This is a genomic window from Stenotrophomonas maltophilia (assembly GCF_013464915.1).
Taxonomy (GTDB): domain Bacteria; phylum Pseudomonadota; class Gammaproteobacteria; order Xanthomonadales; family Xanthomonadaceae; genus Stenotrophomonas; species Stenotrophomonas maltophilia_AT.
Window position 1 is genome coordinate 17,348 of record NZ_RAVT01000027.1, and the last position, 24,711, is coordinate 42,058.

Sequence of the window (24,711 nt, forward strand, 5' to 3'; positions counted from 1 at the left end):
GGTTTGAAGTTGCCGGCCAGCGGCCGGCACTACCGTGGTAATGACCGGCCGCGAAGAAGAAACGGTAGAGCCGGCCGCTGGCCGGCTGTTGCGCGATGCTTCCGCAGAGGTTTGAAATTGCCGGCCAGCGGCCGGCACTACCGCAGTGGCGCCGCATCCGGGTCGGCCACCGGCGACGGCGGGCAGGCCGGAATTTCCGACGGTGTGGCCAGTTCCTCGGCGTGCGAGGGTTTGCCGATCATCTTCGCCTTGCGCCAGCCGCCCCAGCGGTAATACGCCAGCGACAACAGCATCGACACGAACGAGCTGACCGGGAAGCTCCACCAGATCGCATCCGCACCCCAGTACGGCTGCAGCAGTTCGGCGAACGGCACGCGCACGCCCCACAGCGAACCAGCCAGGATCAGCAGCGGCGGAATCACCGCGCCGGTGGAGCGCACCACGCCGGAGATGACAAAGCTGACACCGAAGAACAGGAACGAGCCGATCACCACGTGGTTGAGGTGGCGGGCGATGTCCAGTGCCTGGCTGGCCGGTGGCAGGAACAATGCAAGCAGCTGGCGATCGAACACCACCAGCGGCAGGATCAGCGCGCCGGTCAGCAGGAAGTTGAACAACACGCCCTGGCGCGCGGTGCCACGCACCCGGTCCCAACGCTGCGCTCCCACGTTCTGTGCGGCCATCGACGAGCACGCTGCACCGATGGCCATCGCCGGCATCTGCAGGTAGTTCCACAGCTGCAGCGCGGCGCCATAACCGGCGCCGGTATCGGTGCCGTACTGGTTGACCATGGTCATCAGCAGGATCACCGACAGCGAGATCAGCACCATCTGCAGGCCCATCGGCACGCCCTTGACCACCAGTGCCTTGAGGATGGTCAGGTCGAGCTTGAACAGGCGCATGTCGGCACGGCCCAGCCACAGCGTGTGGCGCTTGTGCCGCATGTACAGCAGCAGGCCGGCCAGCGACAGCGTCTGCGCGACCAGCGTGGCCCAGGCCGAGCCGGCGATGCCCAGCGCGGGGAACGGCCCCATGCCGAAGATCAGCACCGGGTTCAGCACGATGTCCAGCGCCACCGACACCATCAGGAAACGGAACGGCGTGCGCGAGTCACCGGCACCGCGCAGTGCGGCGGTGAGGAAGGCGAACGCGTACAGCGTCGGCATCGCCAGGAAGATGATCTGCAGGTAGGCCTCGGCCAATGGCAGCGAGGCGGCCGGCGTGCCCATCGCCGCCAGCAGCGGATGGGCCATGAACCAGCCGGCGATGGCGATGATCACCGACAGGCCGATGAAGAAGGTGGCACTGGTGCCGACCACGCGCCGCGCCTGCGCGATGTCGCGCGCGCCGATGGCCTGGCCGATCAGGATGGTCGAGGCCATGCCGAAGCCGAACACCGAGCCGATCAGGAAGAACATGATGTTGTTGGCGTTCGCGGTGGCGGTCAGTGCCGCCTCGCCGAGGAAGCGCCCGACCCACACCGCATTCACCGAACCGTTCAGCGACTGCGCGATGTTGCCGGCCAGGATCGGCAGCGAAAACAGCAGGAGATTGCGGCCGATCGGGCCGGAGGTCAGGTCAAGCGGCGCTTTGGCCATGGAGTGGTGATCGAATCCCGGGAGGCGCACACTAGCACCAAGCCGGTTTGCGGGATGTGGCAATGCATCAACGACTGCGGGTGAAGTGGAGCGTGGCGCTGGCCTTGATCAGCGCTGTACTGGCCGCATGTTCGACAGGTGACCGGCTGGGTGATACCCAGGTGCGGCCGACCGACCGCCCCGAGTGCCTGGTCGGCAGCCAGCGCCAGGATCTGTCTGCTGGCGTACCCACCCTGATCGGGGGCAGCGGTTGCCGCACCGACCCCGATCATCCGCGTCCCCTGAACAAGCCACCGGAGTAGCACCGAACAATGCCTGAGCTTTCCCCGCTGTCGCCCAGTGTCCGCCTGGACATCTGGCTGTGGGCGGCCCGTTTCTTCAAGACCCGCAGCCTGGCCAAGCAGGCCATCGAAACCGGCAAGGTCAGCGTTGCGGGGCAGCGCCCGAAATCCTCACGTGCGGTGCGCGTGGGCGAGCAGCTGCAGGTGGATCGTGGCGAGGAGCATTTCGAGATCCAGGTGCTGGGCCTGAGCGATCAGCGCGGGCCGGCACCGGCGGCGCAGCAGCTGTATGCCGAGAGCGAGGCCTCGAAGGCGCGCCGTGCCGAGCAGCGTGCGCTGCGCATCGCCGCACGCGATGGTTTCCAGCCGCCGGAGCACAAGCCGGACAAGCGTGCGCGGCGGCTGATCCGTGCGCTGGGAGACATCGACGCGCTGTGACGCATCCGCCATGCATGGCGGATGCCGTACGTGCGGAACACCGTCGGGAGCGCCGAGCCATGCCCGGCGGGCAAGGTTCCGGTCAGCCATTGTTGGGTTGACCTCCTGCAGGGTCGGAACATCCTGTCATGGAAGATTGCAATGCGCCTGCGCCACAGCCTGCTGTGCCTGACCCTCGCCGCAGCCCCGGTGTACGCCGCCGACATCACCTTCTGGGATGCTCCGCAACGCGGCGGTAACAGCATGAACATGTCGCCGCCCGACCGGCCTTACTTCGATGCCCTGCGCGCGACCGGCGCGACCTGGGTGAGGCTGGTACCAGACAAGTGGAAGGGGCAGGGCGGGCGTGACTTCCTGATCGGCAACGCCGACGACTACCGTGGCCTGGTTCCGGCCGACCTGGCCATGCTGCGGCGGGTGCTGGATGATGCCGACGCGGCCGGGCTGAAAGTGGTGCTGACCCCTTTGTCGTTGCCGTTGCTGCGCTGGAAGCAGCACAACGGCGACAAGGTCGACCCGCGCCTGTGGCAGTCCTTCGACAATCACGTGCCGGCCCGGCGCTTCTGGAACGACCTCGCCACGGCATTGAAGGGCCATCCCGCACTGGCCGCCTACAACCTGATCAACGAACCGGTTCCCGAGTACGGTGCTGGCCTGGCCGAACACGCCTCCGCCGACGCCATGCAGCAGTGGTATGCCGGTGTGGAAGACGGGCCGCGCGATCTGCGCCGTTTCTATTCGGAACTGATCGCCAGCATCCGCGCGGTCGATGCGGACATGCCGTTGATGCTGGATGCCGGCTGGTACGCCGCTGCCGATGGTTTCAACTACTGGCCGGCGCCGCTGGCGGACTCGAAACTGCTGTACAGCGTGCACATGTATGAGCCGTATGCCGCCACCAGCGCGCCGAACCAGAGGCGCACCACGCCGTATCGCTACCCGGGCGTGGTGCCGTTTGGCGAGCGCAGCGAACGCTGGGATGCCACGCGTGTCCGCAGTTACCTGCAGCAGCCGATGGACTGGGCGAAGACGCATGGCGTGGGAGCCAACCGCATGGTGGTTGGCGAGTTCGGCTGCATGCGGCGCTGGCCCGACTGCCGGCGCTACCTGCAGGATGTGCTGCAGGTGCTGGAGCAGGAGGAGGTGCATTGGGCCTTCTACGCCTTCCGCGAGGATGGGTGGGATGGCATGGACTACGAGCTGGGCGACGGTCCGCTGCCGTGGTCGTACTGGCAGGCCCAGGAGAAGGGGAAGGCCGTGGCGCCGCCGCGTTCGATGCAGGCACCGGTGTTCGCACCGATCCTGGAGCGGCTGAAGGCGGGCAACCGGTAACACGCCGGGCATGGCCCGGCGCTACTCATGGCGAAGCCGGACACGCCCGGCGGATATCGATGAAGGCGACGCCCGGTAGCGCCGGGCCATGCCCGGCGACACCTTCCGTCAGCGCTTGCCACCCAACAGGTTGCCGCCCAGCTTCAGCAGGTCGCCCACGCCCAGCTGGCCATCGCCGTCCTGGTCCAGCAGGCTGCCAAGCAGGCCGCCGGCCAGACCGCCCTGCTGCTGTACCTGCTGCTTCTCCTGGCCCAGCGCCTGGCTGAGCGAACCGGCGTCGGCCTGGCCGCCGCCCAGACGCTGGGCGAGGAAGGCCATCACGATCGGAGCGAGGATCTGCAGCAGCTGGCTGGTGCGGCCGCTGTCGAGCTGGGTGGCCTGGGCCAGGCCGGTTTCGACCTTCTGCTGGCTGCCACCGAAGATGTGGCCGAGGATGCCGGCGCCATCACTGGCAGCACCACCGCCACCGCCGCCCAGCACCGAGCCGAGCACGCTGCCCAGGTCCAGTCCACTGTGGTTGTTCTGCAGTGCGCCGAGCAGCGCCTGCGCGCCCTGCGGCTGCGAGGCGTTGTTGCCCAGCGCGCCCATCAGCACCGGCAGCGCAGCACTGATCGCACCGGAGGCCTGGGTGTCGCTGATGCCGAGCTGCTGCGACACCTGCTGCAGCGGGGCGCCCTGCAGTTTGGAGAGAAGTTCATCGGTCAGGCTCATCAGGGGGCTCCTTGATTGGGTTTGGGCGTGCTGACGATACGACGCGGACCGTTAAAACGGCGACGCCGCCCCACAGGGAGGCGGCGTGCCGTACACGGGGCCGGGCGATCAGAGCTCGATGTCTTCCGCGCCCGGGGTGGCGGCCGGGAAGTCGGTTTCCGGCTGGGCCGGCTTGAACGGATCCGACGGCTGGCTGGCCAGCGCCTTCAGCGCCGCGGCAACACCGGCACCGTAGGCCGGGTCGGCCTTGCTGCAGTTGTCGATGTGGCGCTGCTTGATGAAGTCCGGCGCATCGCCCAGGGCACGGGCGGTGTTGGCGAACAGGCGGTCCTTCTGGGCCTGGTTGTAGCTGCGGAACAGCGCACCGGGCTGGCTGAAGTAGTCGGCGTCGTCCTCACGGAAGTTCCAGAAGTCGGCGTCGCCGCGGATCTTCATCGGCGGTTCGCGGTACTGCGGCTGTTCCTGCCACTGGCCGTAGCTGTTCGGTTCGTAGTGCGGCAGGCCGCCGTAGTTGCCGTCCACGCGCATCGCACCATCGCGGTGGTTGCTGTGCACCGGGCAGCGCGCTGCGTTCACCGGAATCTGGTGGTGGTTCACGCCCAGGCGGTAGCGCTGCGCATCGGAGTAGGCGAACAGGCGCGCCTGCAGCATCTTGTCCGGCGACGGGCCGATGCCCGGCACCAGGTTGCTCGGCGCGAACGCCGACTGCTCCACGTCCTGGTACCAGTTGACCGGGTTGCGGTTCAGTTCGAACTGGCCCACTTCGATCAGCGGGTAGTCGCTCTTCGGCCACACCTTGGTCAGGTCGAACGGATGCACGCGGTAGGTTTCCGCGTCCAGCTCCGGCATGACCTGGATGAACAGCTTCCACTTCGGGAAGTCGCCCTTCTCGATCGCGGCGAACAGGTCGCGGCCGTGGCTTTCGCGGTCATGGCCGACCAGGATCTGCGCCTGTGCGTCGGTCAGCGATTCGATGCCCTGCTGGCTGACGAAGTGGAACTTCACCCAGAAGCGTTCGCTGTCGGCGTTGGTGAAGCTGTAGGTGTGCGAGCCGAAACCGTGCATGTGGCGGAAGCTGCGCGGAATGCCGCGGTCGCTCATCACCACGGTCACCTGCAGCAGGGCTTCAGGCAGCAGCGTCCAGAAGTCCCAGTTGTTGCGCGCGCTGCGCAGGTTGGTGTGCGGGTCGCGCTTGACCGCCTTGTTGAGGTCGGCGAACTTGCGCGGGTCGCGCAGGAAGAACACCGGGGTGTTGTTGCCGACCAGGTCCCAGTTGCCTTCTTCGGTATAGAACTTCAGCGCGAAGCCGCGGATGTCGCGCTCGGCGTCGGCGGCGCCACGCTCGCCGGCCACGGTGGTGAAGCGGGCGAACATCTCGGTCTGCTTGCCGACCTTCTCGAACAGTCTGGCGCGGGTGTACTTGCTGATGTCGTGGGTGACGGTGAAGGTACCGAACGCGCCCGAGCCCTTGGCGTGCATGCGGCGCTCGGGAATGATCTCGCGGTTGAGGTTGGCCAGCTTCTCCAGCAGCCACACGTCTTCCATCAGCAGCGGGCCCCGCGGGCCGGCGGTCTTGCTGTTCTGGTTGTCCACCACCGGTGCGCCGAAGGCCGTGGTCATCGGCGTGACCGGGTCATCGCCGTGCTTCTGCTTGGGCGTGGTGCTCAGCTCGCGCTGCTGCTTTGCGCCCTGCTCCGGCGACGGGGCGGTATGGTACGGGCACTTGGCGTTGTTGTTGTCGGACTGGCTCATCGGCTGGCTCCTGGTGGCGGTGAAGACGTGGGTAAACATCTTCACTCGACTTTAGCTATGGCCGGATGAAATGAATAATCGAATGATTCGTTCAGGTTGATAGATTCTGTCAATTGAAACGCAGAATCGGATTTGCAAAGCCTTTCGATGGGCCTCCCGCAAGGTGGGCGGGAGGCCTTGGGCGCGCGCTGCGGTTACAGCAGCGCCTTCAACCGGTACAGGGCTTCCAGCGCCTGCTTCGGCGTCAGTTCGTCCGGGTCGATCGCAGCCAGCGCTTCCTGCGCCTTGCTGGCCGGTGCACTGAACAGGCCGAACTGCTGCGGCGCATCCAGTGCCTGCGGTGCCAGCTCGGCGGCATGGCTTTCACCACTGCGCTGCTCCAACTCGGCCAGGCGACGACGCGCCTGCGCCACGGTGGCGCGCGGCAGGCCGGCCAACGCGGCCACCTGCAGGCCGAAGCTGCGGTTGGCCGGGCCGTCCTTCACTGCGTGCATGAACACCAGCGCTTCACCGTGCTCGACGGCATCCAGGTGCACGTTGGCGATGCCGCTGCGACCGCCCTCGTGCTGCTCGTCAGCCAGCGCGGTCAGCTCGAAGTAGTGGGTGGCGAACAGCGTGTAGCAGCGGTTCTGGTAGGCCAGGTGGCGGGCCACTGCGTCGGCCAGGGCCAGGCCATCGTAGGTGGAGGTGCCGCGGCCGATCTCGTCCATCAGCACCAGCGAATGCGCGGTGGCGTGATGCAGGATGTAGCTGGTCTCGGCCATCTCGACCATGAAGGTGGACTGCCCGCGGGCAAGGTCGTCGCCGGCGCCGATGCGGGTGAGGATGCGGTCGATCGGGCCGATCAGCGCACGGCTGGCCGGCACGAAGCTGCCGATGTGTGCCAGCAGCACGATCAGCGCGTTCTGCCGCATGTAGGTCGATTTACCGCCCATGTTCGGGCCGGTGATGACCAGCATGCGACGGTCCGGATGCAGGTCCAGGTCGTTCGGTTCGAACGGCTGCTCGCGCACCGCCTCGACCACCGGGTGGCGGCCACGCTCGATCTTCAGGCAGGGCTCGGCCTGCAGCTCCGGGCGCGCCCAGTCCAGCGCCTGCGCGCGTTCGGCGAAGGCTGCCAGCACATCCAGTTCGCTCAGTGCGGCGGCGCACTGCTTCAACGGTTCCAGCTGCGCGCCAAGGGTATCCAGCAGCTGCTCGTACAGGTACTTCTCGCGCGACAGCGAACGGTCGCGCGCGGACAGCACCTTGTCCTCGAACGCCTTCAGTTCTTCGGTGATGTAGCGCTCGGCATTGGTCAGCGTCTGGCGGCGGGTGTAGTGCACCGGCGCGCGGTCGGATTGGCCCTTGCTGATTTCGATGTAGTAACCGTGCACGCGGTTGTAGCCCACCTTCAGGGTGGGAATGCCGCTGCTCTCGCGCTCGCGCTGTTCCAGGTCGACCAGGAACTGGTCGGCATGGGTGGACAGGCGGCGCAGTTCGTCCAGCTCTTCATCGAAGCCGTCGGCCAGCACGCCGCCATCGCTCAGCTTCAGCGGCGGCATCTCGGTGATGGCGCTGGCCAGCAGCTGTGCGCATTCGTCATGTTCACCCAGCGCGGCATGCAGCGCCTGCAGGCGCGGCGAATCCAGCGGCGCCAGCACCTCGCGCACCGCCGGCAGCAGGCCCAGGCCATCGCGCAGGGTGGAGAAATCGCGCGGGCGCGCCGAACGCAGTGCGACGCGGGTGAGGATGCGTTCCAGGTCACCGAGGCGGCGGAACTGCTCGCGGATGTCGGCGTCGCTGCCACGGTCGATCAGGGTTTCCACCGCATGGTGGCGCTGCACCAGCACCTCGCGCAGGCGCAGCGGGCGGTGCAGCCAGCGGCGCAGCAGGCGCCCGCCCATCGGCGTTACCGTGCTGTCGAGCACGCCCAGCAGGGTGTTGCGGGTATCGCCGTCGACGCGCGTATCCAGTTCCAGGTGGCGGCGGGTGGCGGCGTTCATCGCGATCGCCTCGCCAGCGGTTTCCATCGCGATCGAGGTCAGGTGCGGCAGGCGCTGCTTCTGGGTTTCCTCGACATAACCGAGCAGGGCGCCGGCGGCAGCGGTCGCGCGCGGCTTGTCATCGATGCCGAAGCCGCTCAGGTCATGCAGCTTGAAGAAGTTCAGCAGCTGGCGGCGGCCGCTGTCGGCGTCGAACAGCCACGGCGCACGGCGGCGCACGCCGGTGCGCTGGCGCAGGAAGTCGGGCCAGTTCTCTTCGTCGGGCACCAGCAGCTCGGCTGGCTCCAGTCGGGCCAGTTCGGCTTCCAGCGCGTCGTCGGTCTCGACTTCGTTGACGAGGAAGCGGCCACCGGCCAGGTCGGCCCAGGCCAGGCCGTAGCCCTGCTTCGTGCGCGACAGGGCCATCAGCAGGGTATCGCGGCGTTCGTCCAGCAGTGCTTCGTCGGTGACGGTGCCGGGGGTGACGATGCGCACCACCTTGCGTTCGACCAGACCCTTGGCCAGCGCCGGGTCGCCGATCTGCTCGCAGATCGCCACTGATTCGCCCAGCGCCACCAGCCGTGCCAGGTAGCCTTCATAGGCGTGCACCGGCACGCCGGCCATCGGGATCGGCGCGCCGCCGGAGCTGCCGCGCTGGGTCAGGGTGATGTCGAGCAGGCGCGTGGCCTTGCGCGCATCGTCGTAGAACAGCTCGTAGAAGTCGCCCATGCGGAAGAACAGCAGCAGGTCCGGGTAGTCGGACTTGGCTGCGAAGAACTGCTTCATCAGCGGGGTGTGTTCGGCGGACTTTTCTTTGGACATGGGGCTCGTGAATCCGGGGCATCCGTTCGCGCCGGAGGGCAGCGCGGCGGAGCGGGTACAGGGATGCCCATGGTAACTGGTGGGGGCAGGGGCTGCCGCATTCGCAGGCCTGGGCTGCCGCTTGCTTCAGGCCTGCACCAGTGTGATGTCCGGATGGGCTGCGAAGATCTCCATCACGATCTCGAAGTAGGTCTGCCCCTCGCCGCACTCCAATGCCGCCAGCTGCTGCTCGATGGCCGCGGTGTCGAATGTGCCGGGGTGGGCCAGTTTGGCCTGCAGCCAGCTGCGTGTGGCAGCCACGCCCAATGCTGCGCGGCTGAGTTCGACATCGCGCCAGATGATGGTGCGGGTGGACCGTCCGGCCAGGGCGCCGTACCCGCCGTACAGCAGGTCATCCAGCGCATCCAGGCTGGGCGCCAGCTGCCAGTCTTCGCCGGCCATGAACACGCGGTTGATCTCGGCATAGAGGCCGGCGATGTCGCCGATGGCGGCGCCTTCGATCTGCAGGAAAGTCGTCATGTTCCGACTGTAGCGTCCGCAGGCGAAAGCCGGCGTGGCTGGCGCGACAGGACACCACGGACAGCCAATCCAGCCAGGCCAGCAAGTCCAGCGGCTTCTCGGTGGGCGTGACCTACGACCCGACCAAGGCCTACCGCAGCGCCCGCGATTCGACCACCGAGGGCATGGCCGACAGTGGCTCGGCAATGGGGCGGATCACCCGCACCGCTGAAGGCGCAGCCTCCGGCCTGCGCGCGGCCACCACTTCGACCGTGGTGACTGCCGGCAGCCAGCGCACCAACAGCGAACAGAGCCATTCGACCAGTGATGCCCGCGTCAGCCAGTTGGCTGCAGGTGGCGACCTCACGTTGATTGCCAACGGCGGCTCGATCCTCAGCCAGGGCACGCAGATGTCGGCCGAGGGCAACGCCGTGCTGCTGGCCACCAAGGACATCGTGTTCGACGTGGCCCACAACACCGAGCGCAGCGACAGCAGCAGCCGCGGCAAGGGCTGGGGCTTTGCCAACAACACCAGCGGCCTGCCGTTCGGTACCAACAACTCGCAGAGCCAGGGCAGCGGTAGCAGTGACACCATCACTGGCACGCAGCTGTCGGTCGGTGGCGGTGTGCGCGTGGCCACCACCGAGGGCAACATCAGCCTGACCGCAGCCAACATCGCCGCCGAGAAGGACGTCAGCATCCGTGCGGCCGGTGATCTGCTGGTCCGCAGCGGGCAGGATACGGTCAGTAACGCCAATACGTCGGACAGCAAGGCGATCGGCACGGTACAGATATCGGATACAGAGAAGTTCTCCGGCTGGCACCGCGAGCAGCACCAGGACGACAGCGCGCAGGTGTCACAGGTGGCCAGCAGCATCGGCAGTCTGGGTGGCAGCGTGAACCTGGCCGCCGGTGGCAAGTACACGCAGACGGCCAGCAACGTGGTGGCCGCCAAGGACGTGAACATCACCGCTGCCGAGATCGAGCTGCTGACCGCCGACGAAAGTGGTCACTACTCGCAGAGCGACAAGGACCTGAAGATCGGCGTGTTCGCGCGGGTGAAGTCGCCGTTGATCGACCTGATCAACAACGTGGACGCGGCCCGTCAGTCCGATGATCGCCTGCAGAAGATGCAAGGCATGGCGGCAGGCGCCAACGCGTACCAGGCAGCCAGTGCGATCTCGGCACTGTCCGGCCGTGGCGGCAGTGGCGAACTGTTCCGTGCTGAAGCAGGCATCGGCTTCAAGACCGCCAACAGCAGTGCCGATGGCAGCAGCATGGTGTCGCGTGGTTCCACCATCCAGGGCGGCGGCAACGTCAACCTCACCAGCCCCAGGGCGACATCCATGTGGTGCAGGGCAACCTCAGCGCGGGCAACACCCTCAGCCTGGATTCGGCCGGAGATATCCTGCTGGAAGCTGGCAAGGCGCATGTGGCCGACCGCAGCAAGAGCAGCAATGCCGGCGCCGAGGTGGGCGTAGGCGTCTCTGTAGGCGCGCAGACCGGCGTGTATGTGTACGCCGAAGCGAGTGTTGGCAGCAGCAAGGCCAATGCCGAGAGCAGCAGCTGGCAGAACACCATGCTGACCGGCAAGAACATCTCGATGAAGGCAGAGGGCGATACCACGCTGCGTGGCGCCACGGCGACCGCTGATCGCATCGACGTCAAGACCGGCGGCACGCTGACCATCGAGTCGCTGCAGGACATCGCCGAGAGCATGTCCAAGAACAGCCAGGTGGGTGGCCGCGTGCAGGTGTCGTTCGGCACTGCGTGGAATGCTGATGGTTATGCCAGTGCAGGCAAGGCCAGCGGCAGCTATCAGGGTGTTGGCCAGCAGAGCGGCCTGTTTGCCGGCAATGGTGGGTACCACGTCGACGCCGGCCACGTGAATCTGGTGGGCGGCGCGATTGCCAGCACCAATGCGGGCAACAGTGAACTGACTGCGGGCTCGCTGACGTTCACCGACCTGCAGAACCACATGGACTACACGGCCAGCTCCGGCAGCATCAGTGGTGGTGCGGGCGGGGAGATGGATGGCTGGACGCCCAAGCCGGGAACTGCCACACCCCGAGGTGGTCCGGGCCTGCCGATGATGGAAAAGGGCAGCGACAGCAGCTCCACCCTTGCCACCTTGACCGAGGGCAACATCACCATCGGTGGCAGACAGACGTCGGCGGCCGAGCTGGGCATCAACACCGATGCCAGTGGAGCGCATCGTGCGCTAGATGCACTGCCGGATGCGAGCAAGCTGCTGGCGGACCAGCAGGCAACGGCGGCTGCGGCGGGGACGGTGCTGGCGACCAGCCAGCAGATTGCCTGGGATATCGGCAGTGCGGATGCGAAGAAGATCACGGACAAGTATCGGGAAGGGATGAGTCCCGAAGAGAAACGGGTATTCGATGCGCTCCTTCCCGATGAGAAGTTCAAGCGCCTGGTCGCGTTCGATGCATCCTACCCGGAAGCGCTGGTGACCCAGCAGAAGTGGGCCCCTGATGGCGTCTATGGTCGCGCACTCGGCGCAGTGACCAGCGCGTTGGTCGGTGGTGTTGAAGGGCAGGGGCTGGGTCAGCTGGGTTCCAACGCGCTGGCGCCGTATGCGGCTGAACTGATCGGCAAGACGTTTGACCCGAACAAGCAGAGTGCTGCGCCTAGCGAGGCCATGCAGATGCTGTCGCACGCGCTGCTGGGCGCGCTGTTGGCAGAGGCCAATGGTGGCAAGGCGGGGAGTGGGGCGTTGGCGGCTGGTGGTGGTGAGCTGGCAGCCAAGGTCCTGACGGACACGTTGTTCGGCGGCAACCCGGCGAATCTCAGCCCGCAGCAAAGGGAGGCGGTTCTGGCGCTTTCACAAGCGGTGGGAGCGCTGGCGGGTGGGCTGTCGGGGCAGGATCTGGCTGGGATCGCGTTGAATGCGGGGATTGCCAAGAATTCGGTTGAGAACAACTTCCTTACAGAGGACCAGGCTCGTGTACTGAAGCAGCAGCTCGACGAGTGCGRTGGCGACACGTCATGCCAGAAGACGGTGCGCGACGTTGYCAAGCAATTGTCGGAGAGAATGGATTACGAGCTGCTCTCGGTGTGCACTGCGAACTCAGCRAGCCCCGCGTGTCAGGCGTTTGTCAATGCGGCCGTTTCGTACAAGTAYGGCTTGTGGCCCGGAGAGCTTGGGCTGTTCGATGATCTCGGCCGCAGTAGCGAGGCGCTTTCTTCGTTTGCCCACTCCATGAATGGACGTGCCTATCGTGAGCTGATATTTGAGAACGGGGGGATCCAGCCGGTCTATATCCTGCCTCAGGAACACACTGTAGCTGCACTGGCGGAGTGGACCGGGAATCTTGACAGAACGATTGATCAGTACGGCCTCTTCTCGAAGGAATCGTCAGCTGAGCTTGGGCTTGGACTTGCGAAGGTACTGCTTCGAAAATATGGCGCTGTTACCATAATCGAAGGGAGCGGAGGCTTCGGGAAGGGGGCGAAGGCGGGCAGTTCCGAAGCACTGCCGCGAGCGACGTCTGGGCCAGTCTATGCAACGAATAAGGAGGCGACTGCCGCTGCCACGGCTTTGGGCTTTAGGCGTGTAAAGGAGACTGCTCACGATGGTGAGCTTGTCTTTACTAATGGAAAGATATTTATTTCAAGGGATGTGGATGGCCATAATGGTGGTGCTTGGAAGGCAGCGAAATCGGTGAAGGCGCTAGGTAGCCGAGATACCCGGCTTGGTACGTTTGATTCCAGTTTGAAAAGGATAGGGGGGTGAACTTTGAGTGGGTCTTCTTGGGTAGTTCGTGGTAAGACAATCAAGGATTTAATTGAGGAGCTTATGGCTTTTGAGGATCAAGGCATGTATGTAGAGATTTCAGTTGATGGTGGTGATACCGTTCGGCCGATAAGCTTGGTTGGGAAAGATGGAGGGAAGTGCGTGCTGTTCTATTTCGGTGATGACGCTTAGTGCTAGGTATTTCCTCAGTCTTTCTTTCTGGGCTGATTCTTGAGTGTCTTTGCCTCTGACTGGTCTGCCGCCTCGACGCTTCTCAGAAAATGGTCTGTTGATCTGTGCTTCCGCCGCGCGTCGACGCATCGGGTGGACTGGAGACGTCGTGCTAAAAGCGGTGTCGAACGGTGGCAATGGTCCATGGTGGCAATCTGTCCATGAACAGCACTCGCCTTCTGGTTTCCGAGCTGCGGGCGCTCGCCCCGATTGCTTTGCTATCGGGCGGGGGGCGGGGGCGATCCGTATGTACAGGTGTCGTCCGGCACCGCTGGGCGCGCTGTTGGCTGAGGCCAATGGTGGGTCGGCGGGGAGTGGGGCGTTGGCGGCCGGTGGTGGTGAGCTTGCGGCTAAAGTCCTGACGGACACGTTGTTCGGCGGCAACCCGGCGAATCTCAGCCCGCAGCAAAGGGAGGCGGTTCTGGCGCTTTCACAAGCGGTGGGAGCGCTGGCGGGTGGGCTGTCGGGGCAGGATCTGGCTGGGATCGCGTTGAATGCGGGGATTGCCAAGAATTCGGTTGAGAACAACTTCCTTACAGAGGACCAGGCTCGTGTACTGAAGCAGCAGCTCGACGAGTGCGRTGGCGACACGTCATGCCAGAAGACGGTGCGCGACGTTGYCAAGCAATTGTCGGAGAGAATGGATTACGAGCTGCTCTCGGTGTGCACTGCGAACTCAGCRAGCCCCGCGTGTCAGGCGTTTGTCAATGCGGCCGTTTCGTACAAGTAYGGCTTGTGGCCCGGAGAGCTTGGGCTGTTCGATGATCTCGGCCGCAGTAGCGAGGCGCTTTCTTCGTTTGCCCACTCCATGAATGGACGTGCCTATCGTGAGCTGATATTTGAGAACGGGGGGATCCAGCCGGTCTATATCCTGCCTCAGGAACACACTGTAGCTGCGCTGGCGGAGTGGACCGGGAATCTTGACAGGACGATTGATCAGTACGGCCTCTTCTCGAAGGAGTCGTCAGCTGAGCTGGGGCTTGGACTTGCGAAGGTCTTGTTCCGTAAATATGGAATCGTGAACATGGTTGGCGGAAACGGAGGCTTCGGATCTGGAGCCTCCGGGAACGCTGCTGACTATCAGAAGTTGAAGGATGCGCTGGTCGCTGAGGACCTCCGAGCTATCAGTGCGAGAGATCCTCGCCTTAACATTGCCGTTGGGGGGAGTGGGACAAGCAACCCCAACTTCAGCGTTGGGCGAGGTACGCATGCTGAAGCAGAGCAAATGGGGAAGATATGGGTTGGTGACGGGGCAAGACGAACCAGTGATGGGACTGGTTGGATCAGCGCTGATGGTACTAGGGTGTATCGACCTCCGTCGGAGAAGCTGAGTGAGCTGGCGGTAACAGGAGTTCAGGCGAACTTTGAGCGCTATGAGATAAATAAAATAACGGGTGCCCGCAAGAAGATTGGTAATGGGCATATGGATATCGATAAATAAGGGTGGTTAGATATGAGGGCGCGGTTGAACGGTATATTTAATGATTTCGTGGATCTGCGGGCGTGGGTTCCGGATGGGGGCGACTTCAGTATTGATGTCAGGGTCAATGTCGGCATGGTTGATGTGTCTGGAGGTGATGACTTTGATCTGAATATTTGCACGGCTGGGTGGCTTTCTAAGAACTCTCCGTCTGCTCTCTGGGGGAGGGGAATTCTGGTGGTTAGGGAGTTTGATTTCTCAGAGATCGAATCTGTAATTTCTAGTTACGTCGATTCTTGTGAGGCGGAAAATTGGGTGGGGATAGTTGCCAAGCTTTGCAGGGTTATGAAGTGGGAGTTTGATGATTATCAAACCCCGTGAAGATTCTGAGCAGATTGAGCGTTTCATGGCGGCTTGGCCGCCTGAGTTGGGCTGGGATCCGGACATGTTCTGGGTTGCCAAGCCTGGGTATGGCTGGGTTCCTGGTGGTTTTGTCTGGAAGCTGGAAGATGGTAGCTATTTCAGTCCGCAGATCTAAGTGCTGCTAGGGGTGGAGATGTCGGATCGAAGGAGGATGAATCCGAAACATGGACAATGGTATTAATCCAGTCGGTCGCTGACGGAATCGGAGGGGAGCTATTGATGAATGATGCGTTTGAGTTTCTTATGGAGGCTGTTCCATGGGTTCACGTGTGCACGCTGCTGGAATCGACCGGTCGCATGGCTGAGTCCGTCTCGCGGACTGAGCTGGATGGCGAGCCGATAGCGATTGGCAACTGGGGAGTGCAAAAGTGAAATTAAGGGTTAGTTTTCCAGATAATATTTCTTCTGAGGATATTATAAATCAGAAGCGAATTCCCTGCTTGTGTAAAGTGGCTGATTGCTTTGAGGTGGTGATCTTCGATAGCAGTCCTGAAGTCACGGGTGTGATGGAGGAGTGGGATCGTCGGGAGCTGGCGTTGAGAGCGGTTGCGGGTGCCGGCGGGAAGTACTCTCACTATGCGAGAGGGCTTATCACGATTCGGCCGGTAAGTTTGGGTCTCTATGACGTTATTGATCTGCAGTTTTTCTATGCCAGCATGGGTTGGTGTCCGGTGATTCGGGATGGGGAATACGCACCTCCGCTATCTTATGAGGGTGATGGCTGGGGGGTTAGTAGCTAGGATCATGCCGTCTCTTTGTTGGCTCCGATTTTTGGTGCGTAAGAGTGGTTGGGCTGGTGTAATTCAATTTTATTGCGCGTCGTTGTTGTCGATTGGTGGATTTAAAATCGTAAATATTTTGGTAGTATGTTTTTTCGGTGGCTGCGATTATCAGTGGATTTCTTGCTTGGATCAGGAATCAATGCGGGTGGGCATTGCGTCCGCTTCCTGCTGTCTGAATGATTCTTTTGGCGATGACAGTGAGGGTGATTCACAAGGGTTGGGCACTACGTGGAGCTGAGTGGGATCGGTTCTACAAGGGCGAAGTCGCCGTTGATCGACCCGATCAACAACGTCGACGCGGCGCGAAAGTCCAATGATCGCCTGCAGAAGATGCGAGGCATGGCAGCGCAAGAACATTTCGATGAAGGCCGAGGGCGATACCACTCTGCGTGTCTTCAACAGGCATACCCTTATCGACTTGTGTAAGTAATGAGCATTTCGCTGTTTCTCGAAGTCGAAGCCGGTGCCGACCTGGATGCCATTCTGCATGCCCTGGATTCGATCCAGGCCGAGTACTCCGACGGTACTGACGGTCTGCATGGGTATCTTCCAGTGTCCAACACCGGCTTCGGGTTCTGCATCATTGACCCGCCGGAGGCGCTCGTAGCGGAAGGGATTGAAGCCGAGTGGCAGGTGGGCCTGCTCGGCTCGTTTCATTTCCGCGCGAGCGGGTTTGAAAGCGCCTGGGAGGAAATCTGCCGCTTCACAAAGCGCTACGCCGCGACGTGCGGGTTTCGATTTGTGCTCTCGTTCCAGTTCGAGAGCGTCTATGCGGCAAGGCTCGGGAAGGATCTGGTCTTCCCGGGGCCTGCTGCACCGTAATGCCGGATACCGGAGCGGCAGGCCCCGGCCTGATCCCATTCTGGCTACCGGTGGCGATACACCCTATGGATATAACGCCTTCGTGAGTCGTCTGATTTCACACCTGTCTGCACAGTTCCAGAGTTTTGGATCGATATAATAATATCGACCCATAAAGTTTCCCCTGCCTGCGCCGCCATCGATCGTACGGCCATGATCAAGGGAATTGAGATGCTCGCCTTACGCAACCTCCGAGTGGGATCCCGGCTGGGTGCCGGGTTTGGTCTGCTGCTGCTGTTCATCGTGGCCATCGTTGGCCTGGCGCTGTACGGGAATCACCTGAAGTCCGCCCAGTTCGAGAAAGTGGTGGACGTCAACATGGTGAAGATGCGGCTGTTGAACGACATGCTGGATACCAACAACGCGGTGCTGATGCATCGCCGGCTGATGGTGATCAAGCGCGGCGACGATTTCGACAAGGATTATCAGAAGGCGCAGGAGCTGTCGCAGACCTACGACGGTATCTGGGCCAAGTACATCAAGATTCCGCGTGATGCCACCGGCGATACCCTGGTGGCGAAGATCGACGCGGCACGCAAGGCCACCGATGCTTCCACCCAGCACCTGCATGAGCGCATGAAGGCCGGTGATTTCGACGGCGCGGCCAAGGAACTGCTGGCCGAACATGGCCTGGCGACGGCCTGGAACGAAGCCATCTCGACCCTGCTGCGGCACCAGGAAGCACTGACCGCGCGCAGCCGCGAGGAGTACCGCTCGACCGAATCGTGGACCGGTACGTTGTCGATCGTGTTCGGCGTGATGAGTCTGCTGCTGGGCTCGCTGGCGGCATGGGCGATTACCCGCAGCCTGACCCGCCCGCTTGCAGGGGCGGTGAAGCTGGCCGACGGTATTGCCGGTGGCCGCCTGGACAGCAGCATCGACGCCTCCGGCAATGACGAGGTGACCCAGCTGCTCAGGTCGATGCAGCGCATGCAGGCGCAGCTGCAGTCGGTGATGGCGGCGCAGGGCGAGCTGGCCCGCCAGCACGATGCGGGCAGCCTCAGTTACCGCATGGATGAGAGCGCCTTCCCCGGCGACTACGGGCGCATGGTGCACGAGACGAATGCACTGGTCGGCTCGCATGTGCAGGTGCAGAACCGGTTGATCGAGGTGATGAAGCACTACGCCCGTGGCGACCTGTCGGTGGACATGGATCCGCTGCCGGGCGAGAAGGCCGCAATCACCCAGGCCATGGACGAAACCAAGACCAGCCTGTCGGCGATCAACGGTGAGATCCGCCGCCTGGCGACGGCCGCGGCCGCCGGTGACTTCAGCCTGCGCGGTGATGAAGATCGCTTCGCCTACGACTTCCGCGAGATGGTCGCCGGGCTCAATCGGCTGATGCAGACCACCGACGAGAACCTGGTGCAGGTCTCGACCCTGCTGCAGGCGATCTCGCGCGGAGACCTGACCGTGCGCATGCAGGGTGACTTCCACGGCGTGTTCGCCCGCATGCGCGATGACTGCAATGCTACCGTCGACCAGCTCAAGCAGATTGTCGGTCGCATCCAGTCCAGCGCGTCCAGCATCAACCTGGCGGCAGGCGAGATCGCCTCGGGCAACACCGATCTGTCGCGGCGCACAGAGCAGCAGGCGGCGAACCTGGAAGAAACGGCTGCGTCGATGGAGGAGCTGACCTCTACCGTGAAGCAGAACGCCGAGCATGCCCGCCAGGCCAACCAGCTTGCCATCGGCGCGCACGGTGTTGCCTCGCAGGGTGGCGAGGTGGTCGGACAGGTGGTCACCACCATGTCGGCCATCGAAGCCTCGTCGAAGAAGATCGCCGAGATCATCTCGGTCATCGACGGCATCGCCTTCCAGACCAACATCCTGGCCTTGAACGCGGCGGTGGAAGCCGCGCGTGCCGGCGAGCAGGGCAGGGGCTTTGCGGTGGTGGCCAGTGAGGTGCGCACGCTGGCACAGCGTTCGGCCGGTGCGGCCAAGGAGATCAAGGGCCTGATCGAGGATTCGGTCGGCAAGGTCGCCGATGGATCGGCGCTGGTCCGCCAGGCTGGCACCACGATGGGCGAGATCGTGGCCTCGGTGCAGCGCGTGACCGACATCATGGCCGATATCTCTGCTGCCTCGCAGGAGCAGAGCTCGGGCATCGAACAGGTGAACCAGGCGGTGGTGCAGATGGACGAGACCACGCAGCAGAATGCGGCGCTGGTGGAAGAGGCCAGTGCAGCGGCACGCTCGATGGAAGAGCAGGCCAACCTGCTGGCCGAGGCGGTTTCGGTGTTCCGTACGGGTGCGGCGACGGCCGCGGCGGTGGTACGCCCTGCGTTGGCAGCGGTGGCTGCGACGGTCACTCCGGTGCGTCGGCCCGCTGCGCTTTCACCCCGCATCGAACCGACACTGGCGGCCAACGCCGGTGGCTGGGAAGAGTTCTAGCAAGGCAGCACGCCGGTAGGGAGACGGCGCCCATCACGATGGCTGATCGTGATGGGCGCGGATTTTCTTCCTGAACGCGCGATGGCCGATGAGGTGGCGGACACGCGCATTTCACTTCCGGTTGCCAACCGCGGGAGGACACTTGCGGCATACCGGAACTCAGGAGATGGCCATGAAGACCTCGATCCGACTGCTTGTGCTGGGCACCCTGCTGGCGGCTTCGTCGGTAGCCGGTGCACAGACCTACGGGCCGCGCGATGAAGGACGCCGATTCAACGATGGCAGCCGCGTGGTCTGCAAGAACGTGGAAGTGCAGCGCAACTCGCGCGATCCCAACCGCATTGCCGGTACTGCCACCGGCGCGGTGATCGGCGGCCTGCTGGGCAACCAGGTGGGCGGCGGCAATGGCAAGAAGCTCGCTACCGTGGCAGGTGCTGTTGCCGGTGGTGCGGCCGGTCGCCAGATCCAGGGCAACAGCCAGCAAAAGAACGGCGACCGCGTGGTCGAGCGCCGCTGCGAACGCGTCTATCGCTGACCGATCGCCGGCAGCCCCGGTTTTCCCCTTCCACATCGCAGTACTCGAACGCCGGCCCTGCGCCGGCGTTCTTCGTTGCAGGAAAAGGGGACGGAGGGGATTAAGTCGCAATTCCCCCAGCCGGCCGTTTACGACTTAATCCCCTCCGTCCCCCTTTTTGCGAGGAGGCGCCAGGTGGCGAGGCTGCCGTAGAGCAGCAGCAGGACGGTGAGGGTGATCAGCTCGTGGCTGACTTCGGCCAGGCTGGCGTCCATCTGGTTCAGGCGCACCATCAGGTTGATGCCCGAGGTGGTGGGCAGCAGCTGCGCCAGCCAGACCAGCGGTTGCGGTGTCATCACCGCTGGCCACGACAGATTGGCCAGGAAGAACAGCGGGATCGAGGTGGCGATGATGTACTGGAAGGCGCGTTCGCGGGTGCGGAAGAAGCTGCCGACGAACAGGCCGAAGGCCACCGTGGCGGCGATGAACAGGGTGCCACCCAGCAGTTGCCCCAGCGGGTTGCCGCCGCGCGGATAGTCCTGCACCCAGGCGGTGAAGCCGGCGTAGTAGAACAGGCCGAACAGGCCGATCAGGCCGAAGCCCAGTGCCATGCCTGCCAGCGTCGGCAGGTCGAATCGAAGGCGGCGGCCCAGCGCGAGTCGACGGCCACCAAGCAGCACGCCGATGCCCATCAACAGGGTCTGGTGCACGATCAGTTCGGCCACGCCGGGCACGATGGCGCTGCCATAGCCTTCCTGGGTGTTGTAAAGCGGGCGCTGCACCAGGGTGACCGGCGGTGCCTGCGGTGCCCCCATGAAGGCGGCCTGGCCGACCACGGCATCACGTCCGAACGCGCCCAGTGCATCGGCCACGCTGCCCAGCACCCAGCTGGCACGCCCCAGGTAGGCGCCGTTGCCGAGCAGCACCAGCTTGGCCGGGTGGCCGCGCAGGATGTCGCGCTCCAGGTTGGCCGGGATCAGCACGATGCCTTCAGCGTGGCCGGCCTCCAGCTGCTGGCGCGCACTGTCGATGTCGGCCGGTTGCCCGACCACGCGCGCGACTCGCAGCGCGTCCAGCTTGCGCAGCAGCTCGCGGCTGGTGGCGCTGTGGTCTTCGTCCACCACCAGCACCGGCAGGTTGCCGGCCACCTGGTGACGGTACGCCGCCGGGTAGAAGAACGAGTACAGGATCACCGCGCCGACCATCACCACGATCGCATAGCGGTCGCACAGCACCGCCATCAGGGTCTGCCGCAGGCTGCGCCAGAGCGTGCTCATGCGTCGGCCCTCGCCGGCTGCGAAGCTTCGGGCGTGCGCGCGAAGGCGATCAGGCGCAGGCCGCCGATGCCACCAGCCACCACTGACATCAACACCAGCGTGGCCAGTGGCCATGCCGAAACCAGCAGCGGCGAACCGATGAACTGCTGCTGGGTCTGCAGCTTGATGTAGGCGCTGAGCGGCAGCAGCTGATGCCAGACACGAGTGAACAACGGCCCGTCCAGCACCGGGAAGGTGGCGCTGGAGAACGCCAGCGCGGTGCCGATGCTGAGGCCCACCGCGGACAGCGCGGTACCCATGTCGCGGGTGACGCCGACGAAGAACAACGCGTAGGCGGCCGTAGCCAGGTAGAACAGCGGCTGGGCGAGCAGCAGCAGGAGCCCGCTGCCCGCAACACCATCGCCGCGCAGCCACGCCAGGTAACCGATGCCGAGCGCGCCATACAGCGAGAACAGCAGGATGTACGGCGTGACCTTGCCGGCAATCGCCGGCCACGGTGTGCGGCCCAGCCAGGCGGGCAGGGTGCCGTCGCGGATCTCGCGGCCGAGGCTGCCGGCCACGGCCAGTGCCAGGACCAGCGACAGCACCGCCGGGAAGATCAGCGGCAGCAGGAAGAGCTCGTAGCTGCGCGCCGGGTTGTACAGGATGTCCGACTGCACCGCGATAGGTGCCGCACGCAGTTTGCCCGGGCCGACCTGCAGTCCGATGCGCTCGCGCAGCAGGCGTGCGTTCCAGGCCGAGACCGCGTCGCCGATATCGCGCGCCGCCGACTGGCCGGTGGTCATGTAGGTGGCGTTGTAATAGGCGAACACCGTGCCCTGGCGTCCACGCAACGCTTGCCGGGTGACATCGCGCGGCACCAGCACGATGGCGAACACCTCCAGGCGGCGCAGCTGCGAGCGCGCATCTTCCATGTCTGCAGGCTGGCTGGCGATGCGCACGCCGGGGCTGGCATCGAGCATGCGCAGCAGCAGGCGGCTGTCACTGCTGTGGTCGAGGTCGACCACGGCGATCGGGATGTCGCGCATCACTGAAGGCGTGAACATCCACCCCATTACCACCAGCATCAGCAGGGGCAGCAGGGTAACCAGCATCAGGTCGGCGCGGTTGCCGCGCAGCGACTGCAGCTCGCGCCGCCAGCTGGCGGCGAAACCGCCGCTATCCGGGCTCAGTGCTGGGGCCATGCGAACAGCACGCTCATGCCGGGGCGGAAGCCCTCGATGCGGCGTACCGGGCGCACCCGCACCTCGAAGCTGCGGACGTCGTAGCCGGACGACTGGCGGGTGGTACGCCAGGTTGCATAGTCGCCGGCAGGGTTGATGAAGTAGACCTCGAATTCGCTGTCCACGCCGAGTGCCGGCACGCTGCCCTGCAGCTTGCTGCCGACCTTCAGGCCCTGCATCTGCGATTCGCGCAGGTTCATCGCCACCCACATGCGGTCGATGTCGACCAGGGTGAATACCGGGTAGCCGGCCGGCACCAGTTCGCCCGGGTCGGCCATGCGCTTGTTGATCTCGCCGGCCACCGGCGCGCGCCCTTCCACTTCAGCGCGCGCGGCGTTGACTTCAGCCACCGCGCCCTGTGCCTGCTGCACCTGGCCCTGCGCAGCACGCTTGTCCTGCTCGCGTGCGCCGGCCAACGCCATGTCGTACTGCGCGCGGGCGGCACGCGCCAGTTCACGCGAGCTGGTGGCCTGGGCATGCGCTTCATCGCGCTTCTGCCGGGTCATCACCCCTTCGTTGAACAGGTTCTGCACGCGCTGGTAGGTGGCTTCGGCCAGCGTCGCGCCGGCTTCGGCCCGCTTCCAGTTGGCTTCGGCGGCGCGGATGTCTTCGCTGCGCGCGCCCTCGTCGGCCTTGTCGGCCACGGCCTGTGCGGCAGCCAGGGCACCGTGCGCCTGCTGTTCCTTGGCGGCCACTTCGGGGCTGTCGAGCAGGAACAGCACCTGCCCGGGCTGTACGCGGTCACCCTCGCGCACCTTCAGTTCAGCCACGCGCGCGGTGATCTTGGCGGCCACGTTGATCGTGTCCGCATCGGCCATGCCCTGGATCTGGTCGGCCGGGCTGCGCCAGGCCAGCCACAGGCCCAGTACCACCACGATCAGCAGTACCACTATCAGGATCGGGCCCAGGCGGCGCTTGGCAGGGGGCGTCGTTGCATCGTCGTGCAGCACATCACTCATGGTCGATCACCTCGTCCGCACGGCGCCGGAACTCTTCGAAACGGTCCATCTGTCCACTGACCTCCAGCAACTGTGCCAGCGCAATATCGTATTGGTAGGCGGCCTGTGCGCGCTCTACGCGGGCACCGCCAAGGCCCAGCCGCGCGTCGATCACATCCAGCGAAGTCGCCTGGCCTTCGCGGAACGCCAGCTCCTGCAGGCGCAGGTTTTCCTGTGCCTGGGCGATGCTGCTGTCGAGCAGCACGTACTGCTGGCGCGCGGTTTCCAGTTCGTTCCAGGCCTTGCGCACGCCCAGCGCGACCTGGTTCTCGGCCTCGCGCAGACCCGCTTCTGCCTGCTCCTGCTGCGCGCGCGCGGCGCTGATCTGCGCAGTTCGCGAGTTCGGCGACAGGAAGGTGTACTTCAGGCCGATGCCGAACGCCCAGTCCGGGTCGGTCAGCATCTCGTCGCGGCGGCGGAAGTCGTACTGGCCGAAGGCGAAGATCTGCGGTTTCAGCTTGGCCTGCTGCACGCGCACGCCCTGTTCGGCCTGCGCCACCATCGCCCGCAGGCGCGCGATCTGCGGCTGGCGCGCCTGCGCGGTGCGCTCGAAGCTGGCCGCCGGTTCCAGTGGCACGCGCTGAACGAACAGCGGCGATACCGGCTGCACTTCGCCTCCGCTGCGGAGCAGCGTGGCCAGTGCGGCCTTCAGCGTGGCCAGGTCGTTCACCGTCTTCTGGTATTCGCGCTCGGCCTTGTCGCGGGCCACGGTGGCCTGCAGGCGCTGGGCGCGGGTGGCGAAGCCCTCGCGTTCCAGCTTCTCCGCATCGGACAGGTGGCGGTTGAGGCCATCGCGTACGTCGCGGCGCACGTCCACCGCCTGCTCGGCCAGTCGCTGGCCGAAATAGGCCTGGGCCAGCTGCACGGTCAGCGATTGGCGCTGTGCCTCGCGCTCGGCACTGGCCTGTTCGTGGGCGGCGCTGGCGGCACGTTGTGCGGCCGGAATCACGCCGCCGGTGTACAGCGGCAGCACAGCAGTGACCACCGGGCGCGTGCGCCAGTCGCGTTCGGTGAACGACAGCGGCGAGTCGATGCCATAGGCCTCGGCCACCGGTGCCAGCGAACCCAGTGGCAGGGTGAGGGTCTTCTGGAACTGCAGCCGGCGCACTTCGCCGGTGATCTCCGGCAGGCGCAGCAGGCGGGTGGCGTCCTGCAGGTCCTGCTTGTTGCGCACCGCTGCATCGGCGGCGGCCAGTGCATCGGAGACCTGCTCCAGGCGCTGCCGTGCCTGTTCCCAGTCCAATGCGGGTGCATCGGTGAGGGTCTGCGCCAGCGCAGCGGGTGGCAGGCAGGTTGCCAGCGCCAGCGCCAGCGCGACCTTCGCGCGGTGCATCCTTGTACGTCGGCCGATCACGCCCATGCCGTCCCAGTGGTGAAGAAGTGCGCAAACGGTAGTGCGCGCGGCGTGAAGCCCGGGTCTGCGGTCATCGGTGTGTCC

At 64.7% G+C, this 24,711-nt stretch carries 18 protein-coding genes and 1 pseudogene; 10 read left to right on the plus strand and 9 right to left on the minus strand.

Annotated features, from left to right (window positions below; all coding sequences use genetic code 11):
* Positions 1-137 precede the first annotated feature (137 nt).
* Positions 138-1,598 (minus strand): MATE family efflux transporter, encoded by a 1,461-nt coding sequence (locus D7T59_RS10040; protein WP_164136836.1) that lies wholly within the window; start codon positions 1,596-1,598, stop codon positions 138-140.
* 62 nt (positions 1,599-1,660) lie between these two features.
* Between D7T59_RS10040 and D7T59_RS10045 the strand changes: the two genes are divergently transcribed.
* The 3 genes from D7T59_RS10045 (at position 1,661) to D7T59_RS10055 (ending at position 3,649) form a co-directional block, all read left to right on the plus strand.
* The gene (locus D7T59_RS10045; protein WP_180852147.1) at positions 1,661-1,900 is read left to right on the plus strand and encodes a hypothetical protein; all 240 of its coding nucleotides are present in this window, start codon (positions 1,661-1,663) and stop codon (positions 1,898-1,900) included.
* Positions 1,901-1,909: 9 nt separating this feature from the next.
* A complete protein-coding gene (locus D7T59_RS10050) occupies positions 1,910-2,317 on the plus strand; it encodes an RNA-binding S4 domain-containing protein (protein WP_110711637.1) in 408 nt (135 codons plus the stop codon).
* A 141-nt stretch (positions 2,318-2,458) separates the two neighbouring features.
* Positions 2,459-3,649, plus strand: a complete 1,191-nt coding sequence (locus D7T59_RS10055; RefSeq protein ID WP_258013051.1) for a glycoside hydrolase family 5 protein — start codon at positions 2,459-2,461, stop codon at positions 3,647-3,649.
* Positions 3,650-3,757: 108 nt separating this feature from the next.
* On the opposite strand, the gene D7T59_RS10060 is transcribed toward D7T59_RS10055, so the two are convergent.
* From D7T59_RS10060 to D7T59_RS10075, 4 genes are all read right to left on the minus strand, one after another.
* The gene (locus D7T59_RS10060; protein ID WP_049429956.1) at positions 3,758-4,360 is read right to left on the minus strand and encodes a DUF937 domain-containing protein; all 603 of its coding nucleotides are present in this window, start codon (positions 4,358-4,360) and stop codon (positions 3,758-3,760) included.
* A 108-nt stretch (positions 4,361-4,468) separates the two neighbouring features.
* Positions 4,469-6,112: a catalase gene (locus tag D7T59_RS10065; protein WP_180852149.1), complete on the minus strand. Its 1,644-nt coding sequence runs from the start codon at positions 6,110-6,112 to the stop codon at positions 4,469-4,471.
* Positions 6,113-6,306: 194 nt separating this feature from the next.
* Entirely contained in the window at positions 6,307-8,898 is a 2,592-nt protein-coding gene (mutS, locus tag D7T59_RS10070; RefSeq protein ID WP_180852151.1) for a DNA mismatch repair protein MutS, read from the minus strand.
* Positions 8,899-9,024: 126 nt separating this feature from the next.
* Positions 9,025-9,417 (minus strand): barstar family protein, encoded by a 393-nt coding sequence (locus tag D7T59_RS10075; RefSeq protein WP_180852153.1) that lies wholly within the window; start codon positions 9,415-9,417, stop codon positions 9,025-9,027.
* A 32-nt stretch (positions 9,418-9,449) separates the two neighbouring features.
* Here D7T59_RS10075 and D7T59_RS21495 point away from each other — a divergent pair.
* The 7 genes and pseudogenes from D7T59_RS21495 to D7T59_RS10110 form a co-directional block, all read left to right on the plus strand.
* Positions 9,450-13,150 (plus strand): annotated as a pseudogene (locus D7T59_RS21495) (hemagglutinin repeat-containing protein); the annotation flags it as partial.
* 514 nt (positions 13,151-13,664) lie between these two features.
* On the plus strand, positions 13,665-14,822 hold the full coding sequence (locus D7T59_RS10085; RefSeq protein WP_258016830.1) for a VENN motif pre-toxin domain-containing protein: 1,158 nt from the start codon (positions 13,665-13,667) through the stop codon (positions 14,820-14,822).
* A gap of 24 nt (positions 14,823-14,846) precedes the next feature.
* On the plus strand, positions 14,847-15,182 hold the full coding sequence (locus D7T59_RS10090; RefSeq protein WP_180852155.1) for an Imm8 family immunity protein: 336 nt from the start codon (positions 14,847-14,849) through the stop codon (positions 15,180-15,182).
* Complete coding sequence (locus tag D7T59_RS10095; protein WP_180852157.1) at positions 15,163-15,339, plus strand: hypothetical protein; 177 nt, start codon at positions 15,163-15,165, stop codon at positions 15,337-15,339. The genes D7T59_RS10090 and D7T59_RS10095 overlap by 20 nt, the downstream gene beginning before the upstream one ends.
* 1,096 nt (positions 15,340-16,435) lie before the next feature.
* Positions 16,436-16,828 carry a hypothetical protein gene (locus D7T59_RS10100; RefSeq protein ID WP_180852158.1) on the plus strand — a complete coding sequence of 131 codons (393 nt, stop codon included), beginning with the start codon at positions 16,436-16,438 and terminating at the stop codon, positions 16,826-16,828.
* 210 nt (positions 16,829-17,038) lie between these two features.
* Positions 17,039-19,261 carry a methyl-accepting chemotaxis protein gene (locus tag D7T59_RS10105; protein ID WP_180852160.1) on the plus strand — a complete coding sequence of 741 codons (2,223 nt, stop codon included), beginning with the start codon at positions 17,039-17,041 and terminating at the stop codon, positions 19,259-19,261.
* Positions 19,262-19,427: 166 nt separating this feature from the next.
* The gene (locus tag D7T59_RS10110) at positions 19,428-19,796 is read left to right on the plus strand and encodes a glycine zipper 2TM domain-containing protein (RefSeq protein WP_180852162.1); all 369 of its coding nucleotides are present in this window, start codon (positions 19,428-19,430) and stop codon (positions 19,794-19,796) included.
* Positions 19,797-19,924: 128 nt separating this feature from the next.
* On the opposite strand, the gene D7T59_RS10115 is transcribed toward D7T59_RS10110, so the two are convergent.
* Genes D7T59_RS10115 through D7T59_RS10130 form a run of 4 tightly spaced genes read right to left on the minus strand, consistent with a single transcriptional unit; the run spans position 19,925 to position 24,633 of the window.
* Positions 19,925-21,052 carry an ABC transporter permease gene (locus tag D7T59_RS10115; protein ID WP_180852164.1) on the minus strand — a complete coding sequence of 376 codons (1,128 nt, stop codon included), beginning with the start codon at positions 21,050-21,052 and terminating at the stop codon, positions 19,925-19,927.
* Entirely contained in the window at positions 21,049-22,236 is a 1,188-nt protein-coding gene (locus D7T59_RS10120; protein ID WP_180852166.1) for an ABC transporter permease, read from the minus strand. The genes D7T59_RS10115 and D7T59_RS10120 overlap by 4 nt, the downstream gene beginning before the upstream one ends.
* On the minus strand, positions 22,221-23,234 hold the full coding sequence (locus tag D7T59_RS10125) for an HlyD family secretion protein (protein ID WP_180852167.1): 1,014 nt from the start codon (positions 23,232-23,234) through the stop codon (positions 22,221-22,223). Before D7T59_RS10125 ends, D7T59_RS10120 begins: the two co-directional genes overlap by 16 nt.
* Entirely contained in the window at positions 23,227-24,633 is a 1,407-nt protein-coding gene (locus tag D7T59_RS10130; RefSeq protein WP_180852169.1) for a TolC family protein, read from the minus strand. The genes D7T59_RS10125 and D7T59_RS10130 overlap by 8 nt, the downstream gene beginning before the upstream one ends.
* Positions 24,634-24,711 lie beyond the last annotated feature (78 nt).

Coding starts and splice junctions, on each gene's coding strand:
- D7T59_RS10115 (WP_180852164.1), bottom strand. CDS start 21,052: ATGAGCACGCTCTGGCGCAGCCTGCGGCAGACCCTGATGGCGGTGCTG.
- D7T59_RS10045 (WP_180852147.1), top strand. CDS start 1,661: ATGCATCAACGACTGCGGGTGAAGTGGAGCGTGGCGCTGGCCTTGATC.
- D7T59_RS10065 (WP_180852149.1), bottom strand. CDS start 6,112: ATGAGCCAGTCCGACAACAACAACGCCAAGTGCCCGTACCATACCGCC.
- D7T59_RS10050 (WP_110711637.1), top strand. CDS start 1,910: ATGCCTGAGCTTTCCCCGCTGTCGCCCAGTGTCCGCCTGGACATCTGG.
- D7T59_RS10075 (WP_180852153.1), bottom strand. CDS start 9,417: ATGACGACTTTCCTGCAGATCGAAGGCGCCGCCATCGGCGACATCGCC.
- D7T59_RS10110 (WP_180852162.1), top strand. CDS start 19,428: ATGGCCATGAAGACCTCGATCCGACTGCTTGTGCTGGGCACCCTGCTG.
- D7T59_RS10060 (WP_049429956.1), bottom strand. CDS start 4,360: ATGAGCCTGACCGATGAACTTCTCTCCAAACTGCAGGGCGCCCCGCTG.
- D7T59_RS10040 (WP_164136836.1), bottom strand. CDS start 1,598: ATGGCCAAAGCGCCGCTTGACCTGACCTCCGGCCCGATCGGCCGCAAT.
- D7T59_RS10105 (WP_180852160.1), top strand. CDS start 17,039: ATGCTCGCCTTACGCAACCTCCGAGTGGGATCCCGGCTGGGTGCCGGG.
- D7T59_RS10100 (WP_180852158.1), top strand. CDS start 16,436: ATGAGCATTTCGCTGTTTCTCGAAGTCGAAGCCGGTGCCGACCTGGAT.
- mutS (WP_180852151.1), bottom strand. CDS start 8,898: ATGTCCAAAGAAAAGTCCGCCGAACACACCCCGCTGATGAAGCAGTTC.
- D7T59_RS10125 (WP_180852167.1), bottom strand. CDS start 23,234: ATGAGTGATGTGCTGCACGACGATGCAACGACGCCCCCTGCCAAGCGC.
- D7T59_RS10095 (WP_180852157.1), top strand. CDS start 15,163: ATGATTATCAAACCCCGTGAAGATTCTGAGCAGATTGAGCGTTTCATG.
- D7T59_RS10055 (WP_258013051.1), top strand. CDS start 2,459: ATGCGCCTGCGCCACAGCCTGCTGTGCCTGACCCTCGCCGCAGCCCCG.
- D7T59_RS10120 (WP_180852166.1), bottom strand. CDS start 22,236: ATGGCCCCAGCACTGAGCCCGGATAGCGGCGGTTTCGCCGCCAGCTGG.
- D7T59_RS10130 (WP_180852169.1), bottom strand. CDS start 24,633: ATGGGCGTGATCGGCCGACGTACAAGGATGCACCGCGCGAAGGTCGCG.